The following is a 25320-nucleotide window of genomic DNA, read 5'->3' as shown; positions in this document are numbered from 1 at the left end:
TCTTTGTGAAAATTTTTCACATGCCCGCCAGCATATATCTCACATTACTGGCGGGACATACCCCTGCACCCGCAGCAGCACAGCGGCAGCCTCTGCCCGGGTACAGCCGTCTGCTGGGCGGAAATTTCCCTCGGTGTCTCCCTGTAAAATCCCGGAAGCGCTCAAGGCATCCGCAGCTTCTTTTGCCCAATCCGCCACAGCATTCCTATCCCGGAAGCTTTCCAGCCCCCCGGCAGAGAGGGCGGCGCCACAGCAGCCTGTCATATACCGATGCAGGATACAGGCCATTTCCTGGCGGGTCACCTTCCGCTCCGGACGGAAGGTGCTGTCCTCATATCCAGAGGCCACGTTGTTTTCCACCGCCCAGGCTACAGCCTCTGTGTAATACTTCCCTTCCGGTACATCCGTAAAGGGGCTGCCCTCCCCGGCAGGGACATCGCCTGTTTCCTGGGAAATGCGGTGCAGGAAGGTGACAAGCTGCCCCCGGGTTACAGAATCCTTCGGCGCAAACACGCCATCTCCCTGGCCCTGGATAATCCCCTCCGCCGCCGCCTTGTCCACAGCGTCAAAATACCAGGCTTCAGGGAACACATCCCGGAACACGTTGCCCAAAGGGGAATAGGCTATGCGCACCGAAGCGCTGTTGTAATAGCCCTCCCCTGCCCCGTAGGCAGACACCCGCACCCCTGGAACAAGGGCCACCGGCCCTGTGTAAAGCTGGTTGCCATTGCTGTCCTGGGCGCCGCTGACGGAATAATACACCGCCACCTCCGGCGTTGTGCCTTCAATAATGAGAAAGCCATTTTCAATATGCAGCACCGGCGCAGGGGCCGCTGGCCTGTCAAACTTCTTTTCCAGGGTGTCGCTGCGGCTGCCGTTCATATTGTAAGCGGCGCAGGCTTTCACAGTGCAGGGCGTTTGCACTGTAAAAGGCCCTGTATAGCGGCGGCTCTGCTGGTTCAGATCAGAGCCGTCCAGAGAATAATAGACAGCCGTCCCCTTCTGGGCTGTAATGGTGATTTCCAACTGCCCGCCCTTTGGCTGGGAGGTTATCTCCGGCTGCTGAACAGGCCCCAGGTCTTTGCCGTTGGGGTTTGCCTGGCTGTAGCTGCTGCCTGCCGAAAGGGTGCGGCCCCGGCGGCGGAACAGCTCCCGCACGGTGACAAATTCATAGCCCTGGGCCTTCAGGCTGTCAATAGCGGAAAGGCTGCCGTCCACTGTAGTGGAGTGGATGTCATGGAGCAGCAGTACGGCCCCGTCGTGGGCATTTCGCAGCACATTGTTCTTCACAGTGGCAGCGTTGCGGTACAGCCAGTCCTGGGGGTCAATAGACCACAAAATCATGGGCGCGCCGACAGCCCTGCCCACAGCGCTGTTGTAGGAACCATAGGGCGGGCGCAGCAGGTAGTCCGCGCCCTTTCCCGCCGCTTTGTCTAAAATACTGTTGGTGCGGTTCACCTGGCTTTGTATCTCCCCGGCAGAAAGCCGGGTTAAATCCGGGTGGTTATAGGTGTGGTTTGCAAGCTGGTGCCCTTCCCGGTACATCCGGGCCACCGTCTTTTCATACCGGGCGGCGTTCATCCCCTGCATAAAAAAAGTGGCTTTTACGCCCCTCTTTTTCAGGCCGTCCAGCAGCCGCTCCGTATAAGGCCCCGGGCCGTCGTCGTAAGTAACGGCAATCAGCTTCTTCCCTGCCGCCTGGGCAGGCTCTCCAAGGCACACCATTCCCAAAGCTGCACACAGCGCCAGCATAAAAGACAAAACCCGTTTCATCCCATACAATCTCCTTCGTTCTTTAATATACGCGCATTCCTTCTTAGCTTTAACTAATCTTACCACTATATGGTAAAAAACTCAACCCCTTCCCTGCCCCTTTCCCTGTTTTGCCAAAAAATTTCACCAAACAGAAAGGGCGCGCCAAAAACGGCCCGCCCCTTGCAAGATGCGCACTATATAGCAAATCAAAAAATCCCTTCCATACCTAAGGAAACTGTAAACAGAACCTAGCCCTCCGCCTGCTTTTCAGCGTCAGCAGGGCAGCGCACCAGCACCTCCTCGGTGCGGTTGTTCTCCACCCGGGCCACCGTAAAGGTAAGGCCCTGATAGGCGAACACATCCCCTTCGGCGGGAATGCGATCCAGGTTCTCCAAAATCCAGCCGTTGATGGTGGAAGCCTCTGTCTCGCAGGAAATGTGGAAAAACTCGAAGAGATCGTCCAAGTCGGCAGAGCAGAACACCCGGTACTCCCCTTCCTTCACCTTCTGGAAGCCCTGCTGCACCACCCGGTCGTGCTCGTCCCAGATTTCCCCCACCAGCTCCTCCAGCACATCCTCCAGCGTGACGATGCCTTCCGTACCGCCAAACTCGTCTATAATCACAGCAATGTGGGATTTGCTCTGCTGCAGGGATTTCAGCAGGGCGGAAACCTTCATGGAAGGCGGGATAAACTCCGCCGGCTTTATAATGCTGTCAATTTCCTGCTGGGTGTCCCACACAAAGCTGTAAAAATCCTTTTCATGTATCACGCCGATGATGCTGTCAATCGTCTCCTTATACACCGGCAGCCGGGAAAAGCCTGTTGACCGGAACAGCGCCGCCACATCGTTCTTTTTGGCGTCAAAAGACACAGCCTCCACGTCCACCCGGGGCGTCATAATGTCGATGGCTTCTATGTCGTCAAACTCGATAACGTTGCGGAGCATGGCCCCCTCGTCCTCGTCAATGCCGCCTCCCTGCTCCGCTTCCTCCACAATGGTCAACAGCTCGCTGTCCGTCATGGAATAGTCGGACTTCACCCGGAAAATTTTGTGCAGGCCCTTCTTCAACTGGGTGAACAGGAAGTTTACAGGCTTAAGCACCACCACCAGCACCCGCAGCAGGGGGGCCGAGAACATGGCGAAGCTTTCCGCGTTTTCCTTTGCCAGGCTCTTGGGGCTGACCTCGCCAAAGATAAGCACCACCACCGTCATCACAACCGTGGAAACGGTCGGCCCCGCGCTGCCGCCAAGGGCCGCCACAAAAAGGGTGGTGGCAATGGAGGTGGAGGCAATGTTGACGATATTGTTCCCCACCAGAATGGTGGAAAGCAGCTCGTCGTAATTTTCCGAAAGGGAAAGGGCTGTCTGCGCCCGCCTGTTGCCGCCGGACGCCATGTTTTTCAGGCGTATGCGGTTTAAGGAAGAGAAGGCCGTCTCTGTGGCGGAAAAATAGGCGGAAAGAAACACAAGGCAGACTAAAACGAGAATCATGGTTGTACTGTGACTGTCCATAAAAGGGAACACCACATCCTTTTGCAAATAATTTGACTGTCATTATATCACATTCCCGCTGCCTATGCAACATGGGCCGCGGGAAAATTCTACTCCCCCAGATACTCCAGCAAGGCGGGCAGGCGGCTGCGGCAGGTGTCCAGGCCCTGCTGGTACAGCGCCCGCAGCTTCTTCGTATCCTTCTCGGCCCGGGAAATGGTGACGGGCTGGGGCGGGCGCAGCACAAAGAGCCTCCCCTGGGCTTCCAGCCTGTCCAGCATGTCCAGCTCCCGCCCATAGCGCCTGGGGGCCTCCAGCAGGGCCTCCACCAGCCGGGGATACTTCCGGTATGCCCGGGCATACATCCGGGCCACAGGCCGGGAAACCCTCTCCTTCCGGAAGCCATGTTCCCGGGTGGTAACCACTACCACCTTGTCATACCCCTCCTCCAGCGCCCGCATATAGGGGATGGAAAGGGACACCCCGCCGTCCAGGCAGGGCACGCCTTCCACCTGCACCATGGGGGCAAGGAGGGGGAGGCTGGCGCTGGCGCGGATGGCGGCGTAAATATCCGTACAGGCGCCTTTTTCGCTGAAAACAGGCTCCCCTGTCAGGCAGTTGGTGGAAACCGCTGTGAACCGGCAGGCAGAATTTTCAAAGGTTTCCCTGTCCATGGGCACCAGGGTGTCGCAGATTTCTCCAAACAGGAAGTCAAAATTAAAAAGGCTCCTGTGCAGCAGCAGGTTGCGCACGCCCAGGTAGCGCTTGTCATTTACAAAGTTCAGGTTCACCTCTGCTGTGCGGCCCGGCTGGCCGGAGACATAGTTTGCCCCGGTCAAGGCCCCGGCAGACACGCCGAACAGCCCGTCATAGGAAATGCCCTGTTCCATCATCACATCCACGGCCCCGGCGGAGAACATGCACCGCAGGGAGCCGCCTTCCAATACAATCGCTTTCTTGCTCATAAATTCCTTTCCGCCAAAACCGGCATGTTGTTCTTCAAAAGCGCCCGCCCCTTCCCGGGGCTTGCTTTTCCCGGGCCTTCAGGCTATAATACTCCAAAAGGCAGTCATATCTGCGGGCTGCGTCCTGTAAAATGAGTAAGGGGGATTTCTTAAAAGATGCGTATCAGAAAAAAAGACTGGGCACGCCCGGAGCTTACGGCCTGCCCGTATTTCCTTCCGGATCCCAAGGCCCAAAGAGGCGGCTGGCAGCGGGCCTTCTCAGAAGCCCGGCCCCTGCACCTGGATTTGGGCTGCGGCAAGTGCGTTTTCCTGGGGGACATCGCCCATAAAAACCGGGACATAAACTTCATCGGCATCGACATCAGCCTGGACATCCTGGGAGTGGGCAGGCGGAACATCCAAAGCATTTATGGGGAGGAACAGCCTGATAACATCCTCCTTTGCAGCTATAACATTGAGCGCCTGCCGGAGCTTTTCTCCCCGGAGGAAAAGGCAGACAGGCTCTATATCAATTTCTGCAACCCCTGGCCCGCCGCCCGGCACCATAAGCGCCGGCTTACCCACACCCGCCAGCTTGCATCCTACAAAGGGCTGCTGGCGCCAGGAGGGGAAATCTGGTTTAAAACCGACAACGACGACTTGTACCTTGCCACCAAACGGTATTTTGCCGAGGCGGGCTTTCAGGTGTTTTTCGACACAAAGGATCTCCACGCCGCTGAGGGCGTGGAAAACGTTATAACCGAGCATGAAATCATGTTCACAGCCCAGGGCATTCCCACAAAAGCCCTGCGGGCGCGGCTTTTAGAAACCTAAAGCTTAAAGTCCTCCTCGGAAAATTGTTCCGTCTGCAGGCTGGGGGCAGGGCGCGGCTCCCGGAGAAGGGGATCGTAGGCATACTGCCTGCATTTGCCGTCTGTCATGGTGCAGCGCAGGGCGCACAGCACCTGGCCCTGCCTGCCGCTGTTGTGGCGGCAGTAGGCGCAGTCCGGCGGGATGTCCCCGCCAAACAGGGCGTTTTTCCGTTTTTTATGAAACAGCATGCTCCTATCCCCCCAGGCTACCGTTAGCCGCATTATAGGTATTCCCCCATATTTACTATAATATTATAACAGAAAAACCTGCTTATGCAAGACATTCGCCCTTTTGCAGGATGATTTTTTTCACCCGGACGCAGGCCGGAAAGGAAGGCGGGCACATGAAAAGCACAGTTTCTATATTTGATTCCACCCTGCGGGACGGCGCCCAGGGCCATGGCATAGCCTTTTCCGTAGAGGACAAGCTGGGGGCTGCCCGGCTGCTGGACGCCCTGGGGGTGGCCTACATTGAGGCGGGGAACCCCGGCTCCAACCCTAAGGACGAGGAATTTTTCAAGCGGGCCGGGGCCATGAAGCTGGAGCACGCCCGGCTTTCCGCCTTTGGCAGCACCCGCCGCAAGGGCCTGCGGCCGGAGGAGGACGAAAACCTCAAGGCCCTCTTAAAGGCCCAAACCCCCTGCTGCACCCTGTTCGGCAAGGCCTGGAGGTTCCATGTGGACTGGGTGCTGGAAACCACGCCAGAGGAAAATTTTGCCATGATAGAGGAAAGCTGCCGCTTTTTAAAGTCCCAGGGCCGGGAAGTTATCTTTGACGCGGAGCACTTTTTTGACGGCTGGAAGGACGACCCAGCCTTTGCCCTGGAGGCCCTGGAGGCGGCGGCCCGGGGCGGCGCGGATCTTCTGTGCCTGTGCGACACAAACGGCGGCGCTTTCCCGGAGGAAGTAAAGGCCGCCATGGAGCAGGTGCGCGCCCGGTTTTCCCTGCCCATCGGCGTACACTTCCATGAGGACTGCGGCATGGCCACCGCCAACAGCGTTGCCGCTGTGCGCACTGGAGCCAGCCAGGTGCAGGGCACCCTCCTGGGCTTTGGGGAGCGCTGCGGCAACGCGAACCTCTCCGCAGTTATCGGCGACTTGCAGTGCAAGCTGGGCTTCACCTGCATCCCCCAGGAAAAAATCAAGCTCCTCTCCTCCACCGCCCGGGCGCTGGCCGCCATTGCCAACTGGGAGCTGCCCCATGGCCTGCCCTATGTGGGGGCGGACGCCTTCTCCCACAAGGCGGGAATGCACGCCGACGGGGTTTTGAAAACCCCCCGTTCCTTCGAGCACATCGACCCCTACCTGGTGGGGAATGCCCGGCGGTTTCCCGCCTCAGAAATCAGCGGCAGGGCTGTTATGCTGGAAAAAATCCGCCGGGCTTTCCCGGATATATCCCTGGACGCCCAGTCGGCCCGTCAGGTGCTGGCAGATTTGAAGGATCTGGAGGCTGGGGGATACCAGTTTGAAGGGGCCGACGCCTCCTTCGAGCTGCTGGTGCGCAAGCGCCTAAAGCCCTTCCCGCCCTTCTTCGAGCTTTTATATTACCACATTTACAGCGATTACGGATCCGGCAAGGCCGGGGCCAGCGCCACAGTGAAGGTGCGCGTAGGGGAGGAAATCCAACTGATGGCGGCAGAGGGCAACGGCCCTGTAAACGCCTTGGACAGGGCCTTGCGCAAGGCTTTGGAGGTCTTTTACCCTGTGCTGGCAGATGTGAAGCTTACCGACTATAAGGTGCGCGTATTGGACAGCAACAGCGCCACTGCCGCCGGGGTGCGCGTGCTCATCACCTCCTCTGTCCACAGCGGGGAAAGCTTTACCACCGTAGGGGTTTCCGGGGACGTGGTGGCCGCAAGCTGGAAGGCTTTGGAGGACTCTATGGAATACCTGCTTTTAAAGGCAGGGCAGCAGGCGCCTGCCGGAGAATGAACGGTTCTGAAAAAATCCAGGGGGAAGCCCCCGGCTGTGCCGGAAGCTTCCCCCTTTTCGCATTTTCGCGGCCTGCCCTACATCCCCAGCTTTTCCCATATGCGCTGCAGGGTTCCCGACTGCTTAGGCCCCTCCGGCTGCTTCCAGTTTACCAGTACGGTATCGTCCCCTATCAGTTCAATGTCCTTCCAGGGAATGACAAAATCCGGCTCCCTCCCCAGAAGCCCGAACAGCCGCAGCCTGCCATACACCACCACAGCGGTCAGGGTGGCGGCAGCCGTATCCAGCTCCACATCGCTTACAAAGCCCAGCCTGCCGCCGTCCTTCACGTTCACCACCTCTTTGTTGCGCAGTTCGCCTATCCTACAGTTCACAGCCATCCCTCCCTTTTTGGGGCTATAGCGATTATATGCCCCTTTACCGGCAGGTATGCTATTGGGCCCCCGCTATGCTCCAGGCCACATGCAGGGGCATAAGCTGCCCCAGCGCCCTTTCCGCCTGGGCCTTTGGCGCCAGGTATTCTATGGGGGTTATCACCACCCTGCCCCCCTCCTCCGCCGCTGTGCCCCGGATGCCCGCCGCCAGCAGCAGGCCGGGCATGTCCAAAAGGGTAACAGGGCCTTTCCGGGGAAGGAGCCGTTCCTTCAGCATCTCCCGGCGGGTTGCAAGATCCGCCTGCACCGGCTGGGGGAAATACCGGGTTTCCCATTCGTCCAGCCACTCCTGCGGGGCCGTATCGGCAAAGATGCCCTCTTCTGTCCGGGACAGCGCCTCCTCCAGCAGGGAAAACCCCGCGTCATATGCCGCCAGCTCCCACTCCAGGGGCGTGTCTCCGGTAAGCTTATACACCCCGCTTCGAGCCAACAGCTTTTTCATGTTCTCCCCAGCCTTCATATCCGCCGCCATAGGGCGCAGCAGGCCCATAGGGCGGGATAAAGCCTCCCCGCCCCGCGCCCGGGCCCCTCCTTTCTCTCCTGTTTTTCATGTTATCTGCCCCGCTGTCATGGTGCCGGGAACGGGAATCACCCCCGGCGTGGCGGCGCAGCCCATCATGCTGGCAGTCATTTCCATGCGCACCGCACAGGGCACAGCCTCCAGCCCCAGGCGCACCACGTCCGCGGGCTGCACCGGATCCCCCACCTGCCGCTTTGCCATCCACGCCCGCAGCGCCTTTTCAATGGCCGCCTTTGCAGGGGGAAACTCCACCCCCTCCGGCAGGGCTACCTTTAAAAAGAGGTTAATCTTCTTTTCCACAGCCGCCTGCACTGCCAGGGCAGCGCCCAGGGCTTTTTTGCTGTTAAGGATTTCCAAGGCTGCCGCCAGGGTTTCCTCCCCTGGGGCCGCCCCCTCCCCCCACAGATAGATTTTCACTGTGCCCGGGTTCTCCCCGTCCGCCACTGCCTGGGCGGAGGTAACCCCCGGCACGCTTCTGGCAATCTCCTCATAGTAGGCTGCATTGCCCAAAATCACCGGCCGCTCGTAGGCTTTTGCCACCCGCTCCCGGTAGGCTTCGTCCCCCTCCCGGTCTGTGCCCCCTGTAAAGGGAACCCGGTTGGAGGCATACTGAATCCCTTCCACCGGGGTCACCAGGGTGTTCACAGCGCTTTCCGCCGCGTTGCCCTTTTCTCCCGGCTCCACCGCCCGGGCCGGAGCCGTCACCGAAACCTCCCCTGCCAGAAGCACAACGTCCGCTGTGGTTTCATACTCCACAGCCTCCTCTCCAGGAGCCGCGCACACAGTGCCCTTGGGCACCGGCAAATCAAATGAAATGGGGATGTACCGGGTAAAGGTAATCTCCCCCACAGCCCGGACAGCCTCCTTCCGGGCAATGCCCCGCTGGCTGCCATGCAGTTCCAGCTCATCCCCCTCTGCCGTCTGGGGAAAAATCTGGCGCTTCAGCCACTGGGCTTCCTCCTGTATCCTGTAAAGCTCCCCTGCCAGCACCCGCAGCCGCAGGCCGATATCTGAAACTGCCTCCACCGGGCAGCCGCTTTCCTCCCGGTATGCTTCCTCCATCCGCTTCAGGATTCCTGCGAAGCTCTCCAAACTACCACTTCCCCCTTTCCCAGCGGCGTGTCAATCTGAAAAGCCACGCCTGCTTCCACTTCCCTCGCGCCCACTGCCCGCACGCCCGGCATATCCAAAAGCCCCTCGTTTGCCAGGGCCGCCGCCCGCTCCAGGGCATGTTCCTCTGAGGAATCCCACTGCCAGAAGCCGCTGCCCAGCTCCCGCCCATAGGGGAATTCCCCCCGGCGCAGGGCAATGCGCATTCCCGCGTTCTGCAAAAGCTCCTCCAGGCCCTCCACACGCCGGGGCAGGCCCGTAGGCCCCAGCAGGTGGACGCCCTCCTTCACACATAAATCCGCCATAAACGCCTCTTTCAGCCCTCCAGGTTCTTCGGGAAAACCTGTCCGTTTATCACCACGTCCCCGTTGTTTTTCAAAAGGATCTCCGCACCTCCGGCAGAATACAGCCGCACCTCCCCGGCCTGCAGGCGGCTGTCGCTGCCAGACAGCACCCCGGCGCAAAGCCCATCTACCATCACAGCCTCCTTCCCCCCGGCGGCCCGGCTGGACACCCCGTAAGGGGCCACCTGCTCCGGGGCGGAAAACTCCCTTTCCCCCTGCACCCGGAAGCCCTCCCCGGCCTGCACCAGGCCACGTCCCAGCCGCAGGCCCCCGGCCTTTTTCAGTTGTGCCGTCAGCCACATGTGCTCTCCCCCTTTTCCAGCACCAGCCGGGTGCGCAGCCCCTGGCTGTCCAAAAAGCACCTGCCGCTTTTAATGCCGCAGCCTGAAAGCCTTCCAAGCCCCGGCAGGGAAACAGAAACGGTTTTCCCCCGCAGGGGCCACACCGCGCCCCCGCATTCCACAGCGGCGCTCCAACTCTCCTTCTTTGCCTCTTTCAGCATTTCCTTCGGATCCCCGCCGCTCTGGCTGCTTACATACCGCCGGCGCAAAGAAACCGCCTCCCTGTCCCGGTAGGGGGTGTCATAGGTGCCCCGGAAGCTCTGCTGCCAAATTTCCGAAACCTCCTTGCAGGGCTTTTGGGAAATTTCCGCCCGCAGCACTTCCTCTATGGATACCTCCTCCGTCTCCCCGCCACCGCAGCGGAGCACCCCCTCCCCGTCCACATAGGGAACGGCGCCGAAATGCCTGCCGCAAAAATCCGCCAGCACCTGCCAGCAGCTTGCCCCCTTCTCAATCTCCAGTCCGCCGGGCACGGCCCCCTGGGGGCCATCCACCTTCTGAAAGCCTAAAGGCCCCAGAAGCTTTGTCTCTAAAAGCTGCAGGGAAGGGCTTTGCACGGTCTGGGGGCAGGCCTCGTTATCCAGCAGCAGGGCCTCCATGCTGCGGCACACCAGCTCCACCCAAAGGCCCTCCGGGCCAATTTTTGTGTTCTGCTCGTCCACAACGCCCCGGAACACCACATGCCCTCCTGCAATCACCTCCACCCGGGAAAGGGCCTCCCACATCTCCTCTGCCGGAAAAACCGCTTTCAGGCCGTCTGCCGGGGCCTCCCGGTCAAAGGAAAGCACCATTTCCCTGGGCCTCCCCAAAAGCATTTGAGAGCCGTCTTTGCCTGTGCCCCAGCAAATCATGGCCGCACCACCCTTTCCCCCTGCTCCAAACAGGCAATGTCCCGGATATGAGGGTTAGCCCAGCGCACCTCCTCCACAGGCCTTTGCCAGCGCCAGGCATAGTCCCACAGGCTCTCTCCCGCCCCGGCCCGGTATACCTGCCCGCTTCCGCCGTCCTGATGGCCCTTTGCCTCCACAAACACAAAGCTGTAATGCACCGCGCCCTCTCCCGGCTCTCCTAAAAGCTTCAGCTCCTCCAGCACTGCCAGGAAGGGATCCTGCCCGGGAAGCTGCAAATACCCCGGCCCTCCCTCCGCAAAGGCCGCGCCCAGGGCCTGCCACCGGGCCATGCTGTCATCCCCTGTAAAATACCCTTCCCCCAGCACCCTTCGCTTTTTCCTGCCCAAATCCTCCAGCCTGCTGCCCGCAAAGGGCAGCACCGTCTCCCGCAGGCTCCGCGCCCATTCCAGCCGCAGGGCTGTGGGGTTCACCCCCCAGGTGATCCCCTTAAAGCCCATGGTCATCAAATGCATTCCCACACTCCCCCTTTACACGTCCCCGCGCCCCTTTACAGGGAGCCGGGATACCGCCTGCTGTCCCGCTCCAGTTCCCGGGAAAGTTCCTCCGCCCGCTCAAGCGCCTCCACCGGCCCGCCCCCTTTCTTCCCGCTGGCCAGACAGGAACACCCCTTGCCGCCCTGTTTCCTCCAGGCTTTCCCAGCGGCACCGGGTAAAGATGTCCTCCGGAAGCTCTGCCGTAAAGCCCGCAAGGCGCTCCAGCCCTTTTGTGTCAAGCCCCAGAAGCTTTACCCGGTAAACAGCCCCGCCCAGCAGGGCAAAAGGCTCGTTTTCCCCCACCGCCGTCAGGGGCTTCCCAAAGCTTACGGAAATTTCCCAGCCGGAAACAGGCCGCGCCACGCCTCCAATCAAAACCTGGCAGGCGCCGCCCCCTTCCCTTTCCCCGGCAAATTCCAGAAAGCACCTGGCGCACAGCAGCCCTGCCTCCTTGTCTGGCCCGAATCCTTCCCGCTTTATGCCGGAGAGGGAAGAAAAATGTGCCTCCGCCGTCTCCCCAATGGCGGCAAGAAGTTCTTCCCCTGTTTCCAGCGGCTCTTTCCTTGGCAGGTATACCTGGAAATCCAGCCGGGCGCTCCATTTCCCCTCTGCCGCCCCCTCGCTGCCTACCTGCCCCACAGCCACTGGCCTTTGGGGCAGCCGCCCGTTTCCAGGGCTGTAGCTTTCCCGGAAGTCCGCTTCCAGGCCCGCCTCCCGCAAAAGCCCCAGCAGCTTTCTTAAAATCTCATAGGCTGTCATCCTCTGCCTCCCTTTTCTCCAAAACCGCCCGGGTACACACCGCCGCGCCTCCCAGCGTCACCCTGTCCCCGTAAAGCACCCTGTACCGCTCTCCTCCCTGCTCCAGCAGATCCCCTGGCTCTGCCCGGGGCAGGCTCCCGGTAAAAACATAGAGGGGCTTTGTCAGTTCTCCCAGCGGGTGGTTCAGCCCCCCCAGCGTCTGGCCCTGCTGGCCCCTCTGCCGGGATATAATTCCCCGGCCCTCCCCCGCCTTCCCGTCAGTCCCCGTAACCCTTACCCCTGCCATGTGCCGGAACACCCGGCCCGCCAAATCTTCCATCCGGCCCGCTCCTCTCTAAAAGTGTAACATCCCTATTCTTATGCCTTCACGCTGCCAAAATAGAACTCCTCTTCCTGTAAAAATCCCCTGCAGGCCAGGCGCTTTTCCCGCGCCAGCTTTAAGGCCTTTTCCTCCCGCTTCCCTATTTCCAGCTTCACTTCCGGGGATGAAAGGCTTTCCGGGGTCAAGGCCCCGTCCAGCAGTACAAGCTGGTAAAAGGCCTCTGCCGCCGCCAGGCTTTCCAAAAGCCCCAGGCCCTTTTCCCCCTCTCCCGCCGCCTTGTTCCCTATCCACTCCCCGCATTCCCTGCACAGCGCCCTGCACAGCTCCCACCGGGGCCCCTCATCTTCCTCCTCCCCGCTGTAAAGGGAAAACTTTTTTAAAACCTCTTCTTCCCGCAATCTTTTCATATGCCCTCCCCAAAACAGATAAGGCGGACGGCCTGCCGCCCGCCCTCTCCCTGCTTTTTCCTTACGTGCTCACAGCTTGCCCCGGCCCTTTTCCAAATTAAACGGTATAGGAAAGGCCCTGGGCCGCGTCCTCATAAATCCGGGCAAAGCCCGCCGTCACGCTGATAGCGGCCCGCTCCAACTGGCGGTCAATCAGCTTGTCATATTCCGTACACACGTCCCCGGCCTGCACCAGCTCCAAAGCGCATGTCCTATCCATAGCCAGAATCTTCCCCGCCTCCATGGTGGGCACATGAATCAGCTTGGCCCCCAGGGGCGTGCAGAGCCTGCCCGTGCCCTGGAAGTTCATCCCTGCCTGGGCGTCCTTAAACTCCCCGATGTTCAAAAGCTTCTGCATGGCGTCAGTGCCTGCCAGCACTGTGTTCAGGGTGTAGGGGGCCAGCTTCCCCCACAGCGCGATAAAGTCGCTGTAGCTAGGAGCGCCCTCCATAAAGCCCACCCCGGGCTTTGCCCCGTCTCCGTTTATCAGCGCGTCCACCGCGTCCTGCATCTGCGCCCCGCAGATATACGCCCCAATCTGCCGCAGGGTAACGGTGAACAGGTCAAGCTTCTGGAACCGCAGCGCCTCATAGGAGGTCACCAGCATCCGCCCCCGCTTGTGCAGGCGTACCAGCCCTTTGCTGGTGCGGATGGCGGTCTGGGGCAGCTCGGCCCCTTCTGCCACAGGCTTTAAGGACTTGCTGTCATGGCCTGTCCCAGTGGAAATGGTGCGGTAGTCCAGCCCGTCAATGGTGGTAACGGTAGCCGCAATGTCAGCCGCCTTTGTGGCGGACTCCATGCCCTGCCGCACCGCCCGGGCCACATATTCCGGGAACAGCGCCGCGCTGGCAGAGCTGCCAAAAAAGCTTTCCACAGTGCTGGAACCCGGCCCGCTCACCCGGATGCCGAAGCGCATAAGCTGGCGCTGGTAAGCGTCCATGCCCTCCAAAGGCGTGCCCCTGTAGTTTTCCGAATTGTCCATCTCCTCCAGCACCTGGGTAAAGCTTTTCCCCGGCATGCCATACATGCCCTTCTCCAGTACAATGTTTTTATATGCAGCCATATTTTCCCCTCCAAAATACTATTTGCTGGTTTTCCTTTTTCCGCAGATCCTAAAAAATCACCCCGCAGGCCCCTGTAACAGCGTCCACATCCACCACAAAGCCGGGCCTGCCGCTTTCTCCCTTCATAAGCTTTCCATCCGCGCCGCTGGAAAACAGCCCAAAGCCTACCGCCATGCCAGCAGCGCAGGGCAGCTTCATATAGCCCTCTGTCTGCACCCCGCAAATGCCGCTCCGCACCTGCCGGGCCATCCCCAGCGGCACGTCCCCGGCAGCAGAGCAGGCCGCCACAGTCCCGGCAGCCGCCAGCTTCACCATCATGCCATCCTCCACGCCAGTCTGCGCCTCAAAGGTAAACATTTTTTCTCCCATCCCGTCAAAAGAAACCTTCACAGCAAAACCCTCCCATTTATAAATTCTGTCATCTTTTCACGCCATTGTATGCAGGCGCAATAGCGGCTAAATCTGAAACGCTTTGTTCTCATCTTCCCTGACCCGCGCCCTTTCCGGCGCAAGCTGGGGCCTTAAAGGCAGCGCCTTCTGGGCCAGCTTTTCATAGGTGCGGCCCATCATGTCCAGTTCCTCCATGGAAAGCCCCCGCACCGCCGATTTCATCACCTCCCTGGGCAGCTCCGGCTGTACAAGCGCGCTGTACTTCAGCACCTTTTCCGTCAGGCTTTCCCGGTATTTCCGCCCCCACTGGGCCTCCTGCTCCAAAGCCTGCCAGGCCTTTTTAAGGCCTTCCCCCTGCCGGGCATACCGCTTCACCACGCCAGCCCCTTTCTGGGCAGGCACCGCCACAAAGGAGCACTCGTAAGCGTCGGTAGGCTCCAGCAGCAGCCTGTGTACTGCCTGCCCGTTCAGCCCCTCTCCAGGCACATGCCCGCATTGCTCCTGCCCGCAGGCGCTGCACACCCGCCGGGCCACCGCGCAGCTTACGCTCACCTCCTTGAGCATCCCGCTGTCAATCAGGGCAATCATCTCCTCTGTGCCCTTTGTCCTGGGCAGGTAGGCCCTGGCAATCAGCCGGGTGAGGGTTTCTCCCCCTTCTGCCTCCTGCCCCGGCTCCTCCTCCAAAGCCGTATCGAAAATCCGCGCCGCCTGGTTGGCGCCCACCTGCTGGTGGCCGAAAATACAGGTTTTCCCCAAAAACAGCTCCCGCAGCTTTTGGAGGGATTCCACCGGGAACCGCTCCCCGTCCCTGTCCACCCGGTTGTCGCACAGCACCATGGAAAAGGCGAAAACCTCCTCCGGCCCAAAGGCCCGCCGGGTGTAGCGGTTGATTTTCTCCATGTCCGCCGCTGTCAGCCCCTGCTCCCAGGCCTCTCTTATTCCTTCTGCCACATACCCTTCCTGCATACGCATCTCCCCTCTGCCTTCTGCCTCTTCCCCCCGCCCCGGCTGCGGGTTTTTGCAAAACCCGCACGCCGCTTCGCGGCGCGGCGCCGCCTGTCCGGTGCCGGCCGGGGCGGGCCTTCCCTCACTCTCCCAGTTCCCGTTCCAACTTCCGTGCTTGGGCTGTCAGATATCTGGCCCTGGCATGATCCACCTCGTCCTGCATGGTAATCTCCTCCCACACAATGCTGCACACCGGATCAAACCCTGCCAAAGCCAGCCAGGTCTTGCAGATCTTCATGGCCACCGGGGTCAGCGCCCGCCTGTAAGCGTCCAGCTCGCTGGTCAGCACATCTGCCTGCTGGCTGGACATCCGCTCTGTAGACGACCAGGAAAGCCCCAGCAGAAAGGGGGGCAACCCTAGTTTCGCCACGATCTGCTCCAGCATCTGCCGCACTGGCACCTCGCTCTCCAGCACCTGGTTGTCCGCCCCAATGGCCTTGATGGATACATCCCCCACTGCCACAAAGTCCCGCGGCTCCCGGCTCTTCATGGCGTCCTGCCATTCCCTGGCTATCAGCCCGGCCCTGTCTCCTGCCATGGCCCCCATGCCCTCGGGCTTGCAGGTCACCGCAAACCGGACGTTCCCCAGCCTGTCCCAGTTCACCCCCAGAGTGTGGTAAATTTTCAGCAGCACCTCGCTGACAAAGGGAAGCCCCCGCAAAAGGGAGGTGCCCCAGGGGCTTCCCGCCGCCGGGTTCAAAGCCGACACCAGCAGCATCTCTGGATAGGGGCAAGGCTCCTTCCCATGAGGCCCTAAAGCCCACACCTTCACCCCTAAAGGCCCGTCCGCCTCCAGCTCCACCTGGTCAAGCCCCGCGTTGTACAGCGCCCCAACCTGCCCGCCGGAAAGCACCATCTCCCCCACAGCGTTGCCATAGGTCACCAGTTCCTCCAGGTAAATGCCCAGAAACTCATGGATGCCCACCCCGGCGGCGTTCACCTGCACTGTCTCCAAAAACTCCCGGAGGCCCTTCTGGGCCTCCCCGTCCGGACACACTGCCTGGAACTCCCCGATAAGCCTGCGCAGCTTGTAAACCGCCGCGTCAATTATCGGCACCGATTCCCGCAAAGCGCGGTACAGCGCCCGCTCCCCGCCTCCCTGGGGGAAGGCCCCAGGCCCCGGCGCCGGGGCTGTCTGCACTGCCACAGCAGGCCTGCCCTCCCGCTTCCTAAATCCCAGCAATGGCGCCACATCCTTTCCATATCATCGTCCTCTGCCCCTTTCCTTTCTCCTTCTTCACACCGCGCCCCTCTCCTTTCTGGGCTGTCCCCTTTTTTCAAGGAACCGAAAAGCTCCTTTCACTTACACCCTGAAAACGCAAAAAAGTTGTCCTCCAGAGGACAACTTTTCCTAAAAATTGCAAAAAAATTTTTTTCTGCCCTCCGTTCTCCAAGCCAAAGCCATTAAAGTGCACAATAGTCCTGCGAATTTTTGTAAAATATATCCAATCCCCATTTCTCCAATCCTTACAAAAAATTTACATCTCCGTCTTGTTTGCTGGTAAACCCCGACCAAATTCTTTCCTTTTTTAATTTTATCTTACTAAACCTTCCAGTCCCTTGCTTTCCCCCACAGGTGGTGCTAAGATAGTACCAGAACACAAGGAAACGGACTGCCCCCTACACAGAAAGGAAGATGAACCCACATGGCAGACAATAATCAGTATAACAACCAGTATAACCAGACCTATTACACCCAGGCAAACTTCCAGGAGGAGCAGCCTCCCATGTACAACCCGCCCCAATACCAGCCCCAGGCCGGCATGGAGCCTCCTCCCGGCTATGTGCAGAAAAGCCGGGTGGCGGCAGGCGTCCTTGCCATGCTGCTGGGAGCCTATGGCGTCCACAGCTTCTACCTGGGCAACACCTCCCGGGGGCTGGTGCAGCTTCTGGTGTCTTTCCTCACCTGCGGCTTCGGCGCCATTGTCATGCAGATCTGGGGCATCCTGGACGGCATCAAGCTTTTAGACGGGCGCATTAACACCGACGCAAACGGCGTATTCTTAAAAGACTGACACATTCCATTTCAGAAAGGAGCATCTTATATGTCTGATTTTGAAAATAATAACCCCTTAGAACAGCAGAACAATCCCCCCGCCTCCCAGCCGGCAGAAGGGCAGCCTGGGGAAACCCAGCCCGTCCAGGAGAGCGCCCAGCCCTCCGCCCCCCAGCAGGAGCCTGTCTATACGGAAAAGCCTGTGCCCCACCTGACCCTGGAGCCGGATCTCCCACCCGATCCCCCCGCCCCAGACCACACCGGCCCCCACTTCCCCGGATCCTCCGCAGAGCCTTTCCATATGCCAGAGCCGCCCCGGGCGCCAGAGCCTGCCTCTCCCTATTCCAGCTATCAGGCCCAGCCTTCCTATGGCGCGCCCCAGTATACCCAGCAGGAGCAGCAGGCTGCCCCGCAATACCAGCCTCCCCAATACAGCCAGGCGCCCCAGCAGCCCTATTATCCTTACCCGCCCCAGCAGTACAACACCCCGCCGGCAGGCTATGCCCAAAAGAGCCGCCTGGCAGCGGGCCTGCTGGCCATTATGCTGGGCGTGTTCGGCGTGCATAATTTCTACCTGGGCTTTAACACCCGGGGCACCATCCAGCTTGTCCTCTCCCTGGCAGGGGGCCTGCTGACCTGCGGCGTGGCCACTGTAGCCGTTGTCATCTGGGCCTTCATTGAGGGCGTTATGCTCCTCTCTGCCCAGCCCTCCCGCATGTATGACGGCAATGGCGTCATACTCCGGGATTAAATCCTTCCCAACGCATAAACCCCCCGCCCCGGCACTGCCGGAGCGGGGGGTTTATGGTTTCTTCTATTTTTTTCCAGTCTTGCCCGCCACAATCATAAACCGGTGGCGCAGCTCTCTCTCTCGGCCCTTTCCAGCAGCTTCATAGCCCTGATCGCCATATACCACCCGGAACCCTGCCTCATAAAACAGGGGCTTCTGGTTCTCCAGGTTATAATTGCCCGGCAGGCCCAGCTCCCCGGCCCTGCTGTCAGTCCCCCCTGCCTGCTCCGTCAGGAAAAAACCGCCGGGCTTCAGCACCCGGCGTATTTCCCCTAAATCATATGGCTGGCGGTATTGCAGCACCAGATCCAAAGACTGCCCGTCAAAGGGCAAAGGCTCTCCCCCATTCCAGGGCCGCGCCTGCACGCCTAAAGGCCCCAGCCGCCTTTCCTCCCGGAGGCAGCACCCGTCAGGCAGGGCCAAAGCCAGCAGGCAGAGGGGATGCCCCAAGGCCAGCAAATCCTCCAGCCCTTCCCTGCCCACCAGGAGCACCCGGGTTTCCGGGCGCAGGAAAGCCCTGGCCCGCTGCCAAAAATCCCACCTCATGTATTTTTGTCCACCTGATGGAAGGTTTTCAGGTTACCTTGCTTTCCACTGCGCTTTTTCAGCTCAGCCTCCACCTGCTCCAGAGTGATGCCCTGCTGCACCATCAGCACAGTGAGGTGGTATAAAAGGTCGCTTATCTCCAGAACAGTTTCGCTGTTATCCCCGTTTTTCGCGGCGATAATCACCTCGCTGCACTCCTCCCCGCACTTTTTCAAAATCTTGTCCAGTCCCTGCCCGAAAAGATAGCAGGTGTAAGAGCCTTCTGTCTGCGCGTCTTTTCTGGCTGAAACTGTCTCATATAGTTTCTGTAAAGAGTTCATATTCCATTCTCCTTCTGCTCTGCCCCGTCCTTTTCCGGCCACAGGGTTTTAAAAAAACAGCTATGGCTGCCCGTATGGCAGGCAGGGCCTTTCTGCTTCACTTTAATGAGCAGGGTGTCATCGTCGCAGTCCGCATAGACGCTGCACACCTGCTGGGTGTGGCCCGAAGTCTCCCCCTTGTTCCAAAGGGCCTTGCGGCTGCGGCTGTAAAACCAAGTGGTGCCGGTTTGCAAGGTTTTCACCAGGGACTCCCGGTTCATATAGGCCAGCATCAGCACCTCCCCGGTTTCCTCCTCCTGGATAACAGCGGGCAGCAGCTCAGACTTCTGGAAATACCGTTCCAGCTCGTCCTCTGCCGCCTGCCGCGTTTTGGGGGCCTTGCCGGAAACCCGCTGGCAGGCGGTAATGGCCCGGCGCAGATCCAATGCCCCCGTATAGATAGACTTCCCGGCAATAGCGCCATAAAGCCCCAAATCATACAGGTTCACAATATCCAAAAGGCTGCTGACCCCGCCGCTGGCAATGATGTTGCAGGACACAGCCCGGTTCAGCTTATCCAGCATTTCCAGGTTCGGCCCGCTCATCATGCCATCCTGCTGGATGTCTGTGCAGATGATAAACTCCACCCCCAGGGCCTCCATCTCCTTGGCAAGCTCCAGATAATCCTTCCCGCTTTTCTCCGTCCAGCCCTGGGCGGCGGCCTTGCCCCCCAAAGCGTCAATGCCCACAGCAATTTTTTTGCCGTACCGGCCCACAGCTTCTTTCACAAAAGCGGGATTTTCCAAAGCGGCAGAGCCTAAAATCACCCGGCTCACACCCTTCTCCAGATACAGCTCTACAGAAGCCATATCCCGTATGCCGCCCCCCACCTCAATGTGCATGTCCACATTCTGGAGCACGTCAAAAATCAACTGGGCATTTTGGGGCGCGCCTCCCTTGGCCCCGTCCAAATCCACCATGTGCATCCAGCGGGCGCCCTGCTCCTGGAAGCTTCTGGCAGTGTCCAGGGCGCTGTCCGCCACCACATGGGCTGTGGCATAGTCCCCCTGCAGCAGGCGCACGCACTGGCCCTGGTGCAGGTCAATGGCTGGCAGTATAATCATAGGCAAACTCTCCTTTATATAACGGTGTCAAACCTGTATGAAAAAGCCCCTATCCAGCGGGCGAAAAAGATTACAAATCGTTTACAAAACCCAACTTTTTTGCAAAAAACCGCAGTTTTTTCTAAGAATTCACACTTTGTTCATCATTCTTTTCCAGCACAATTCTGACGCTTCCTGAAAGGCTTTTGAGCCGCCGGAGGCAAAAAGCACCGAAAGCGTCTCCTACAGCATCCCTTTGGAGGAAAGCACCCCTTCCTGCCCCAGGGCGCAGGCATCCCGCATCGCGTGGGCACAAGCCTTAAAGAGAGCTTCAATCATGTGGTGGGAATTTTTCCCATAGGGGCAGGCAAGGTGGAGAGTCAGGCCGCTGTGCATGGCAAAGGCCCGGAAAAACTCCTCTGTCATGCAGGCGTCATATGCCCCCAGAGCCTCCTGGGGAAACGCCGCCTGGAACACCAGGAAGGGCCTGCCGCTGATATCCACCACGCAGGAACCCAGGGCCTCGTCCATAGGGATGTAGGCGTGGCCATAACGCTTAATGCCGCTTTTGTCCCCTAAAGCCTGGGCCATGGCCTGGCCCAGCACAATGCCCACGTCCTCCACTGTATGGTGGCAATCCACCTCCAAGTCCCCCTTGGCCCAAACCTCCAGGCCAAAGCCGCTGTGTACCCCGAAGGCTGTCAGCATGTGGTCGAAAAAGCCGACGCCTGTGGCAACCTCCACTGAGCCGCCGTCCAGGGAGAGAGCCAGCTTGATATCTGTTTCCCTTGTTTTCCTTGTTACAGAAGCCTGACGCTTCATGCCTGCCCCCCCTTTCCTGAAGCCTTGAAATACTCTTCCGCCGCCCGGAGGAAAATCCTGTTTTCCTCCGGCGTGCCGCAGGTAATGCGGACAAGGCCCCCGGTAAGGCGGATGGCAATGCCCCGGGCGCACAGGAAATCGAACAGGGCCTGCCTGTCCTCCATCAAGAGGGCGCAGAAATTGGTGTCGCTTGGCAACAGGGTAAAGCGCCCGGGATATTTCCGCCCCAATTCTTCCAGCCCAGCCGCCAGCTCGTCCCGGGACAGAAGGATTTCCTCCAGGGCGGCCTTGATGGCTGCATCCTGCCCTAGTGCCAATGCCCCCATCTTCTGAGACAAGGCGTTTACATTATAGGGGGATTTTGCCGCCCGCAGGGTGTCTGCCAGCAAAGGCCGGGCCACCGCAAATCCCAGCCGCAGGGCCGCCATGCCAAAGGCCTTGGAGCAGGTGCGCAGGATGATGAGGTTATCAAAGCTGTCCGCTTCCCTCAGAAGGCTCTGGTCGGAAAAGTCCATATAAGCCTCGTCCAGCACCACCAAAGCGCTGACCGAGCGGATAAGCCGGGCCACTTCTTCTTTGGGGCACACCAGGGAAGTGGGATTGCAGGGGTTGCTGAAAATCAGCAGCTTTACCCCTTCCTCCTCACAAACCCGGATGGTTTCGTCTATGTCTACGCGAAGGCCCTCTCCCTTCTGAATGGGCACATGCCGGGCCTCCTGCAAAAAGCCGTTAAAGGCATACATGGAAAAGTCCGGCTCCAGGGTGGCAAAAGCATCCCCTTTTTCCAGGAAGGTGCTGAAAATTACGGTTATCAGCTCGTCAGAGCCATTTCCCGCCACCACCTGCCCTTCCGGCACCCCATAATGCCGGGCAAAGGCGGCGCAAAGCTCCTTAGCGGCAGGGTCTGGATAGCGGTTGAAGGCCAGTTCCGGAAGGGCCGTCTGGGCGTCCAGGAGTACCTCCTCCGGCAAAGGCAGGAAAGACTCGTTTGCGTCCAGGCGCACCTGGAAGCCCCCTCCAATGGGGTCATACGCTTTAAGGCCTTTCGCTTTTTCATTCAGGCTGTACATGTGCCTTGTCCTCCTTTTTCCCGCCATATTCCTCCAGGCACCACGCCACTGTGTCGTACACGTCCGCCACGGTGTCCTCTGGGTTTTCATAGCGGCGCACGCCTATGCTGTGCCAGTATTCCTCCCGGAACAAACGCTTTTTCTGGGAAACCTCCACAAAGCTCTCGTCAAAATAAAGCTTATACTGTTTGCGGCCCCCTGTAAAATACAGCACAGCCGCTTCCTTCCCCTTTGTCAGCCATTCCGGCGCAAAGCCCCGGGCCTCCAGGGCCTTATACACGTCCTCCACTGTTTCCATGGGCCTATTTCCCATCCTTGCGCACCCGGACGGAGTTGGCGTGGGCGGTAAGCTCTTCTGTTTCCGCCAAAAGGATAATATCATCGGCAGCATCTAAAAGCGCTTCTTTGGGATAATATACAAAGCCGGATTTCTTCACGAAGTCATCCACAGAAAGGGGTGAGAAGAACCTTGCTGTGCCCCCGGTGGGCAGCACATGGTTCGGCCCGGCAAAATAGTCCCCTAAAGGCTCTGGGGAATAGTGGCCCAAAAACAGGGAACCCGCGTTGTCCAGCCTGCCCAGATAGGCAAAGGGATTGTCGCAGCAGACCTCCAGGTGCTCCGGGGCCAGAAGGTTTGCAAATTCCACCGCCTCGTCCATGTTTTCCGTAAGGAGCACCGCCCCGTAGGTGTCCAAGGATTCCTCGATAATCTCCCTGCGGGAAAGGCTTTCAAGCTGCCTGTACAGGGCCTCCACCGTCTGGGCCGCCAGCTTCTCGTCCGGGGTGATGAGGATGGCAGAAGCCATTTTGTCGTGCTCCGCCTGGCTCATCAAATCCGCTGCCAGATACTCCGGGTTTGCGGAGGAATCGGCTATGATGAGGATTTCGCTTGGCCCGGCTATCATGTCAATGTCCACCACGCCGTAAAGCTGCTTCTTGGCGGTAGCCACGAAAATATTCCCCGGCCCCACGATTTTGTCCACCTTGGGCACCGTCTCCGTGCCGTAAGCCATGGCCGCGACCGCCTGGGCGCCGCCCATGAGGAACACCCTGTCCACCCCGGCGGCAAGGGCCGCGGCGATGATGTTGGGGTCGGGCCGGCCTGTGCGGCCCGGGGGCGTAGCCATTACAATCTCCCCCACCTCTGCCACCTGGGCGGGTATCACGTTCATCAGCACAGAGGAAGGGTATCCCGCCGTACCGCCAGGCACGTAAACCCCCGCCCGGTGCAGGCCCCGCACCCGCTGGCCCGTGATGATGCCGCCCATAGGGTCGATGCGGCTCTGCTGCTTCTGCCGGGCATGGAATATCCGGATGTTTTCCGCTGCCCTCCTAAGGGCCTCTAAAAATTCCGGGGCGCACGCCTGGGCAATTTCCTCCATCTCCTGGCGGGTAAGCTCCAGCCTTTCCGGCGCCCAGCCGTCAAACTGGCGGGAATAATTCTGAACGGCCTCATCCCCGCCCTCCTTCACGTTTCGGATAATCTCCGCCACAGACTCTTCCACAGCCCTGTCCGCCTGGCCCACCCGGGCCTTCAGCTCGTCTATAAAGGCAAGGCGGGCCTGCCGCTCGCCTTTCACCATGCGTATCATCAACATTCACCTCTTTTAAAATATGAACAAATTGTTAATAATGGGTAAAAGCGCTGTTTTCGGGAAAAAGCCTCAGGTTTTGTAACCCTTTTGTCATCTTTCCAGCTTCTCCTCCAGCTTTGCCGCCAGGGCCTCAATCTCCCCCTTGCGCAGCTTCATGCTGGCAGGGTTTACCACCAGCCGGGCAGACACCTGGGCAATGGGTTCTATCACCTCCAGGCCATTTTCCTTTAGGGTGGCCCCGGTTTCCACAATATCTACAATGCCGTCGGAAAGGCCCAGCAGGGGGGCCAGTTCTACCGAGCCTTCTATCTTGATAATGCGCACGTCCATGTGCTTGCTCTCGAAAAACCGCCTTGCCACGCTGGGGTATTTGGAGGCAATGGTTTTCACCCGGTAGCCTCCGTAAAAATCCGCTCCCCTGGGGGCCGCCAGGGCAAAGCCGCAGCGCCCAAAGCCTAAATCTAAAATTTCAAAGAGCTGGTGCCCCTGCTCCATGATGGTGTCTTTCCCCACCACGCCCAGGTCGCACACGCCTTGCTCTACATAGGTGATAACATCCGCCGCCTTTGCCAGCACAGCCTCCATCTTCCCGTCCCCAATGGGCAGGATCAGCCTGCGGCCCTTATCCGTAAGGCTTTGGCAGTCAAACCCGGCCTTCTCAAAAAGGGCGGCGCTTTTTTTCTCCAAACGGCCCTTTGTCAGGGCTATCCGCAAGGGCTTCATGGGTTCGCCCCCTTCCGCTTTATTTCCATCTCCGTCACCTGGCGCCCCACCAGCACCAGCCGGGGGATGCCTCTGTCCCGGGCATATCCCTCTGCCTGCTCCCGCGTTTCAAACAGGGACAGCTCGCACAGCCTGCCCTGGCGGGTTAAAAGGGACACCGCGCTTTCCGCCTCTGCCTCAAAGCCCGGCTCCCCGTACACCAGCACAGCCGGGGCCGGCTCTTCCTCCATGCCATTTTCCAGCAGCAGGGCGCAGGCGTCCACATCCACTGCAAAGCCTACGGCAGGCATAGGCTCCCCAAACTTTTCGCACAGCCCGTCATACCGCCCGCCCATCAGCACCGCCGCCCCATGGTGGGGCACATAGGCACTGAACACAATGCCTGTGTAGTAGTCGTTGCGCTGGACTAAGCCTAAATCCACCATCAGCCTGTCTCCCAGCCCCAGCTTCTGCAAAGCGGTGTAGACAGTGCGCAGGTAACAGAGCATCTCCCCGGCCCTGCCGCCGGAACAATACCGGGCTGCTTCCTCCAGGGCCTCCTCCCCGCCGAAAAGCCGGGGCAGGCGGTGGATGGCCTCTGCCGCCGGGTTTTCGCCTAAAGGCTCCAAAAGTTCTTCCAGGGCCGCGTAATTCTTTGCCTCAATGGTGGCCCGCAGTTCCTCCTTCTGCTCCGGGGATACGGGAAGCTGGTCTGCCAGCACCCGGAAGATCCCGGCGTGGCCCAATTCCATGCGGAAGTCTGGCGCGCAGCCCTCCAGGGCCTGGGCCGCTAAGGACACCACCTCCAAGTCTGCCCCAAGGCCCCCGGCGCCCATCAGTTCCACCCCCATCTGGGCGCTTTCATCGCTGCGGCCGGAAAGGTCGGGGCGGTTGCGGTAAATGCTCTGGTTGTAATAAAGCCGCAGGGGCTTCTGCTGGCCCTGGAGCCGGGAAGCCGCCATGCGGGCGATGGGCAGGGTGGAATCAGGCCGGAACACGATAAGCCGCCCCCGGTTGTCCGTGGTCTTGTACATTTCCCGCTGGGGCAGCGCCGCGCCGGGCAGGCTGAACACGTCGTAATATTCTATTCCCGGGGTCATCACCTCCCGGTATCCCCGGAGGGTAAAAGCCCAGGTGAGCCTGCGCTGCACCTCCCTGCGGCCCCGGCACTCCTCAAACAGGATATCCCGCGCCCCTTCCGGGGTCACTTTGCTGTATGTGCGCATTTTCTCTTTCCTCTCTGTGCTTTATTGTGCTACTATAATAAAGCATCGGCGGCTTTT

Annotated in this window: 31 protein-coding genes; 4 read left to right on the top strand and 27 right to left on the bottom strand. The window is 59.7% G+C overall.

What is annotated here, in order from left to right; all coding sequences use genetic code 11:
• Window positions 1-39 precede the first annotated feature (39 nt).
• The 3 genes from VSQ30_RS07570 to VSQ30_RS07560 all read right to left on the bottom strand — a co-directional run bounded on the left by VSQ30_RS07570 (window position 40) and on the right by VSQ30_RS07560 (window position 4213).
• Window positions 40-1773, bottom strand: a complete 1734-nt coding sequence (locus VSQ30_RS07570) for an S-layer homology domain-containing protein (RefSeq protein WP_334463148.1) — start codon at window positions 1771-1773, stop codon at window positions 40-42.
• A 230-nt stretch (window positions 1774-2003) separates the two neighbouring features.
• Window positions 2004-3269: an HlyC/CorC family transporter gene (locus tag VSQ30_RS07565; RefSeq protein ID WP_334463147.1), complete on the bottom strand. Its 1266-nt coding sequence runs from the start codon at window positions 3267-3269 to the stop codon at window positions 2004-2006.
• 89 nt (window positions 3270-3358) lie between these two features.
• A complete protein-coding gene (locus VSQ30_RS07560; protein WP_160641180.1) occupies window positions 3359-4213 on the bottom strand; it encodes a patatin-like phospholipase family protein in 855 nt (284 codons plus the stop codon).
• 156 nt (window positions 4214-4369) lie between these two features.
• Between VSQ30_RS07560 and trmB the strand changes: the two genes are divergently transcribed.
• Window positions 4370-5026, top strand: a complete 657-nt coding sequence (gene trmB, locus VSQ30_RS07555; RefSeq protein ID WP_334463142.1) for a tRNA (guanosine(46)-N7)-methyltransferase TrmB — start codon at window positions 4370-4372, stop codon at window positions 5024-5026.
• Here the strand turns inward: trmB and VSQ30_RS07550 are convergent.
• Window positions 5023-5253, bottom strand: a complete 231-nt coding sequence (locus VSQ30_RS07550; RefSeq protein ID WP_334463139.1) for a hypothetical protein — start codon at window positions 5251-5253, stop codon at window positions 5023-5025. The genes trmB and VSQ30_RS07550 overlap by 4 nt on opposite strands.
• A 155-nt stretch (window positions 5254-5408) precedes the next feature.
• Between VSQ30_RS07550 and cimA the strand changes: the two genes are divergently transcribed.
• Window positions 5409-6995: a citramalate synthase gene (gene cimA, locus VSQ30_RS07545; protein ID WP_334463137.1), complete on the top strand. Its 1587-nt coding sequence runs from the start codon at window positions 5409-5411 to the stop codon at window positions 6993-6995.
• A gap of 77 nt (window positions 6996-7072) precedes the next feature.
• Here the strand turns inward: cimA and VSQ30_RS07540 are convergent, their stop codons facing one another.
• The 14 genes from VSQ30_RS07540 to VSQ30_RS07475 form a co-directional block, all read right to left on the bottom strand.
• Entirely contained in the window at window positions 7073-7375 is a 303-nt protein-coding gene (locus VSQ30_RS07540) for a YlmC/YmxH family sporulation protein (RefSeq protein ID WP_201751154.1), read from the bottom strand.
• A 52-nt stretch (window positions 7376-7427) separates the two neighbouring features.
• The gene (locus VSQ30_RS07535; RefSeq protein ID WP_334463135.1) at window positions 7428-7919 is read right to left on the bottom strand and encodes a hypothetical protein; all 492 of its coding nucleotides are present in this window, start codon (window positions 7917-7919) and stop codon (window positions 7428-7430) included.
• A gap of 57 nt (window positions 7920-7976) precedes the next feature.
• Window positions 7977-9041, bottom strand: a complete 1065-nt coding sequence (locus VSQ30_RS07530; protein WP_334463134.1) for a baseplate J/gp47 family protein — start codon at window positions 9039-9041, stop codon at window positions 7977-7979.
• Window positions 9017-9364: a hypothetical protein gene (locus VSQ30_RS07525; RefSeq protein ID WP_334463133.1), complete on the bottom strand. Its 348-nt coding sequence runs from the start codon at window positions 9362-9364 to the stop codon at window positions 9017-9019. Before VSQ30_RS07525 ends, VSQ30_RS07530 begins: the two co-directional genes overlap by 25 nt.
• Window positions 9365-9375: 11 nt before the next feature.
• A complete protein-coding gene (locus VSQ30_RS07520; protein WP_334463132.1) occupies window positions 9376-9705 on the bottom strand; it encodes a hypothetical protein in 330 nt (109 codons plus the stop codon).
• Window positions 9696-10595 carry a hypothetical protein gene (locus VSQ30_RS07515; protein WP_334463130.1) on the bottom strand — a complete coding sequence of 300 codons (900 nt, stop codon included), beginning with the start codon at window positions 10593-10595 and terminating at the stop codon, window positions 9696-9698. The genes VSQ30_RS07520 and VSQ30_RS07515 overlap by 10 nt, the downstream gene beginning before the upstream one ends.
• Entirely contained in the window at window positions 10592-11107 is a 516-nt protein-coding gene (locus tag VSQ30_RS07510) for a DNA circularization N-terminal domain-containing protein (protein ID WP_161879843.1), read from the bottom strand. The genes VSQ30_RS07515 and VSQ30_RS07510 overlap by 4 nt, the downstream gene beginning before the upstream one ends.
• A 99-nt stretch (window positions 11108-11206) precedes the next feature.
• The gene (locus VSQ30_RS07505) at window positions 11207-11887 is read right to left on the bottom strand and encodes a hypothetical protein (RefSeq protein ID WP_334463127.1); all 681 of its coding nucleotides are present in this window, start codon (window positions 11885-11887) and stop codon (window positions 11207-11209) included.
• On the bottom strand, window positions 11874-12206 hold the full coding sequence (locus VSQ30_RS07500; RefSeq protein ID WP_334463126.1) for a hypothetical protein: 333 nt from the start codon (window positions 12204-12206) through the stop codon (window positions 11874-11876). The genes VSQ30_RS07505 and VSQ30_RS07500 overlap by 14 nt, the downstream gene beginning before the upstream one ends.
• Window positions 12207-12244: 38 nt before the next feature.
• Window positions 12245-12616: a hypothetical protein gene (locus VSQ30_RS07495; RefSeq protein ID WP_334463125.1), complete on the bottom strand. Its 372-nt coding sequence runs from the start codon at window positions 12614-12616 to the stop codon at window positions 12245-12247.
• A 97-nt stretch (window positions 12617-12713) separates the two neighbouring features.
• Window positions 12714-13718: a phage major capsid protein gene (locus tag VSQ30_RS07490; protein WP_334463124.1), complete on the bottom strand. Its 1005-nt coding sequence runs from the start codon at window positions 13716-13718 to the stop codon at window positions 12714-12716.
• A gap of 49 nt (window positions 13719-13767) precedes the next feature.
• The gene (locus VSQ30_RS07485) at window positions 13768-14109 is read right to left on the bottom strand and encodes a hypothetical protein (RefSeq protein WP_160641165.1); all 342 of its coding nucleotides are present in this window, start codon (window positions 14107-14109) and stop codon (window positions 13768-13770) included.
• Window positions 14110-14175: 66 nt separating this feature from the next.
• Window positions 14176-15060: a hypothetical protein gene (locus VSQ30_RS07480; protein WP_334463123.1), complete on the bottom strand. Its 885-nt coding sequence runs from the start codon at window positions 15058-15060 to the stop codon at window positions 14176-14178.
• 136 nt (window positions 15061-15196) lie between these two features.
• Window positions 15197-16297 carry a serine/threonine protein phosphatase gene (locus VSQ30_RS07475; protein ID WP_237076109.1) on the bottom strand — a complete coding sequence of 367 codons (1101 nt, stop codon included), beginning with the start codon at window positions 16295-16297 and terminating at the stop codon, window positions 15197-15199.
• A gap of 463 nt (window positions 16298-16760) precedes the next feature.
• On the opposite strand from VSQ30_RS07475, the gene VSQ30_RS07470 reads away from it, so the two are divergent.
• Both VSQ30_RS07470 and VSQ30_RS07465 read left to right on the top strand, forming a co-directional pair.
• Window positions 16761-17129, top strand: coding sequence for a TM2 domain-containing protein (locus tag VSQ30_RS07470; protein ID WP_201751153.1), 369 nt, complete (start codon window positions 16761-16763; stop codon window positions 17127-17129).
• Window positions 17130-17159: 30 nt separating this feature from the next.
• Window positions 17160-17861, top strand: a complete 702-nt coding sequence (locus VSQ30_RS07465; RefSeq protein WP_334463121.1) for a TM2 domain-containing protein — start codon at window positions 17160-17162, stop codon at window positions 17859-17861.
• 63 nt (window positions 17862-17924) lie between these two features.
• Here the strand turns inward: VSQ30_RS07465 and VSQ30_RS07460 are convergent, their stop codons facing one another.
• From VSQ30_RS07460 to hisZ, 9 genes are all read right to left on the bottom strand, one after another.
• Window positions 17925-18446: a class I SAM-dependent methyltransferase gene (locus VSQ30_RS07460; protein WP_334463120.1), complete on the bottom strand. Its 522-nt coding sequence runs from the start codon at window positions 18444-18446 to the stop codon at window positions 17925-17927.
• On the bottom strand, window positions 18443-18766 hold the full coding sequence (hisE, locus tag VSQ30_RS07455; protein WP_334463118.1) for a phosphoribosyl-ATP diphosphatase: 324 nt from the start codon (window positions 18764-18766) through the stop codon (window positions 18443-18445). Before hisE ends, VSQ30_RS07460 begins: the two co-directional genes overlap by 4 nt.
• Window positions 18763-19869, bottom strand: a complete 1107-nt coding sequence (gene hisA / locus VSQ30_RS07450) for a 1-(5-phosphoribosyl)-5-[(5-phosphoribosylamino)methylideneamino]imidazole-4-carboxamide isomerase (RefSeq protein WP_334463116.1) — start codon at window positions 19867-19869, stop codon at window positions 18763-18765. Before hisA ends, hisE begins: the two co-directional genes overlap by 4 nt.
• A gap of 222 nt (window positions 19870-20091) precedes the next feature.
• A complete protein-coding gene (gene hisB, locus VSQ30_RS07445; protein ID WP_334463114.1) occupies window positions 20092-20670 on the bottom strand; it encodes an imidazoleglycerol-phosphate dehydratase HisB in 579 nt (192 codons plus the stop codon).
• Window positions 20667-21740, bottom strand: coding sequence for a pyridoxal phosphate-dependent aminotransferase (locus VSQ30_RS07440; protein WP_334463112.1), 1074 nt, complete (start codon window positions 21738-21740; stop codon window positions 20667-20669). Before VSQ30_RS07440 ends, hisB begins: the two co-directional genes overlap by 4 nt.
• Window positions 21724-22038, bottom strand: coding sequence for a hypothetical protein (locus VSQ30_RS07435; RefSeq protein WP_334463111.1), 315 nt, complete (start codon window positions 22036-22038; stop codon window positions 21724-21726). The genes VSQ30_RS07440 and VSQ30_RS07435 overlap by 17 nt, the downstream gene beginning before the upstream one ends.
• A gap of 4 nt (window positions 22039-22042) precedes the next feature.
• Window positions 22043-23338 (bottom strand): histidinol dehydrogenase, encoded by a 1296-nt coding sequence (gene hisD, locus VSQ30_RS07430; RefSeq protein ID WP_502876211.1) that lies wholly within the window; start codon window positions 23336-23338, stop codon window positions 22043-22045.
• 87 nt (window positions 23339-23425) lie between these two features.
• The gene (gene hisG / locus VSQ30_RS07425; protein ID WP_334463107.1) at window positions 23426-24058 is read right to left on the bottom strand and encodes an ATP phosphoribosyltransferase; all 633 of its coding nucleotides are present in this window, start codon (window positions 24056-24058) and stop codon (window positions 23426-23428) included.
• Window positions 24055-25263: an ATP phosphoribosyltransferase regulatory subunit gene (gene hisZ / locus VSQ30_RS07420; RefSeq protein WP_334463105.1), complete on the bottom strand. Its 1209-nt coding sequence runs from the start codon at window positions 25261-25263 to the stop codon at window positions 24055-24057. Before hisZ ends, hisG begins: the two co-directional genes overlap by 4 nt.
• Between the last annotated feature and the right edge of the window lie 57 nt (window positions 25264-25320).

The organism is Acutalibacter sp. JLR.KK004 (assembly GCF_036941085.1).
Lineage (GTDB): Bacteria > Bacillota > Clostridia > Oscillospirales > Acutalibacteraceae > Acutalibacter.
Note: the sequence above shows the minus strand (reverse complement) of the source record. Positions and strands in the feature narration are given on the sequence as shown.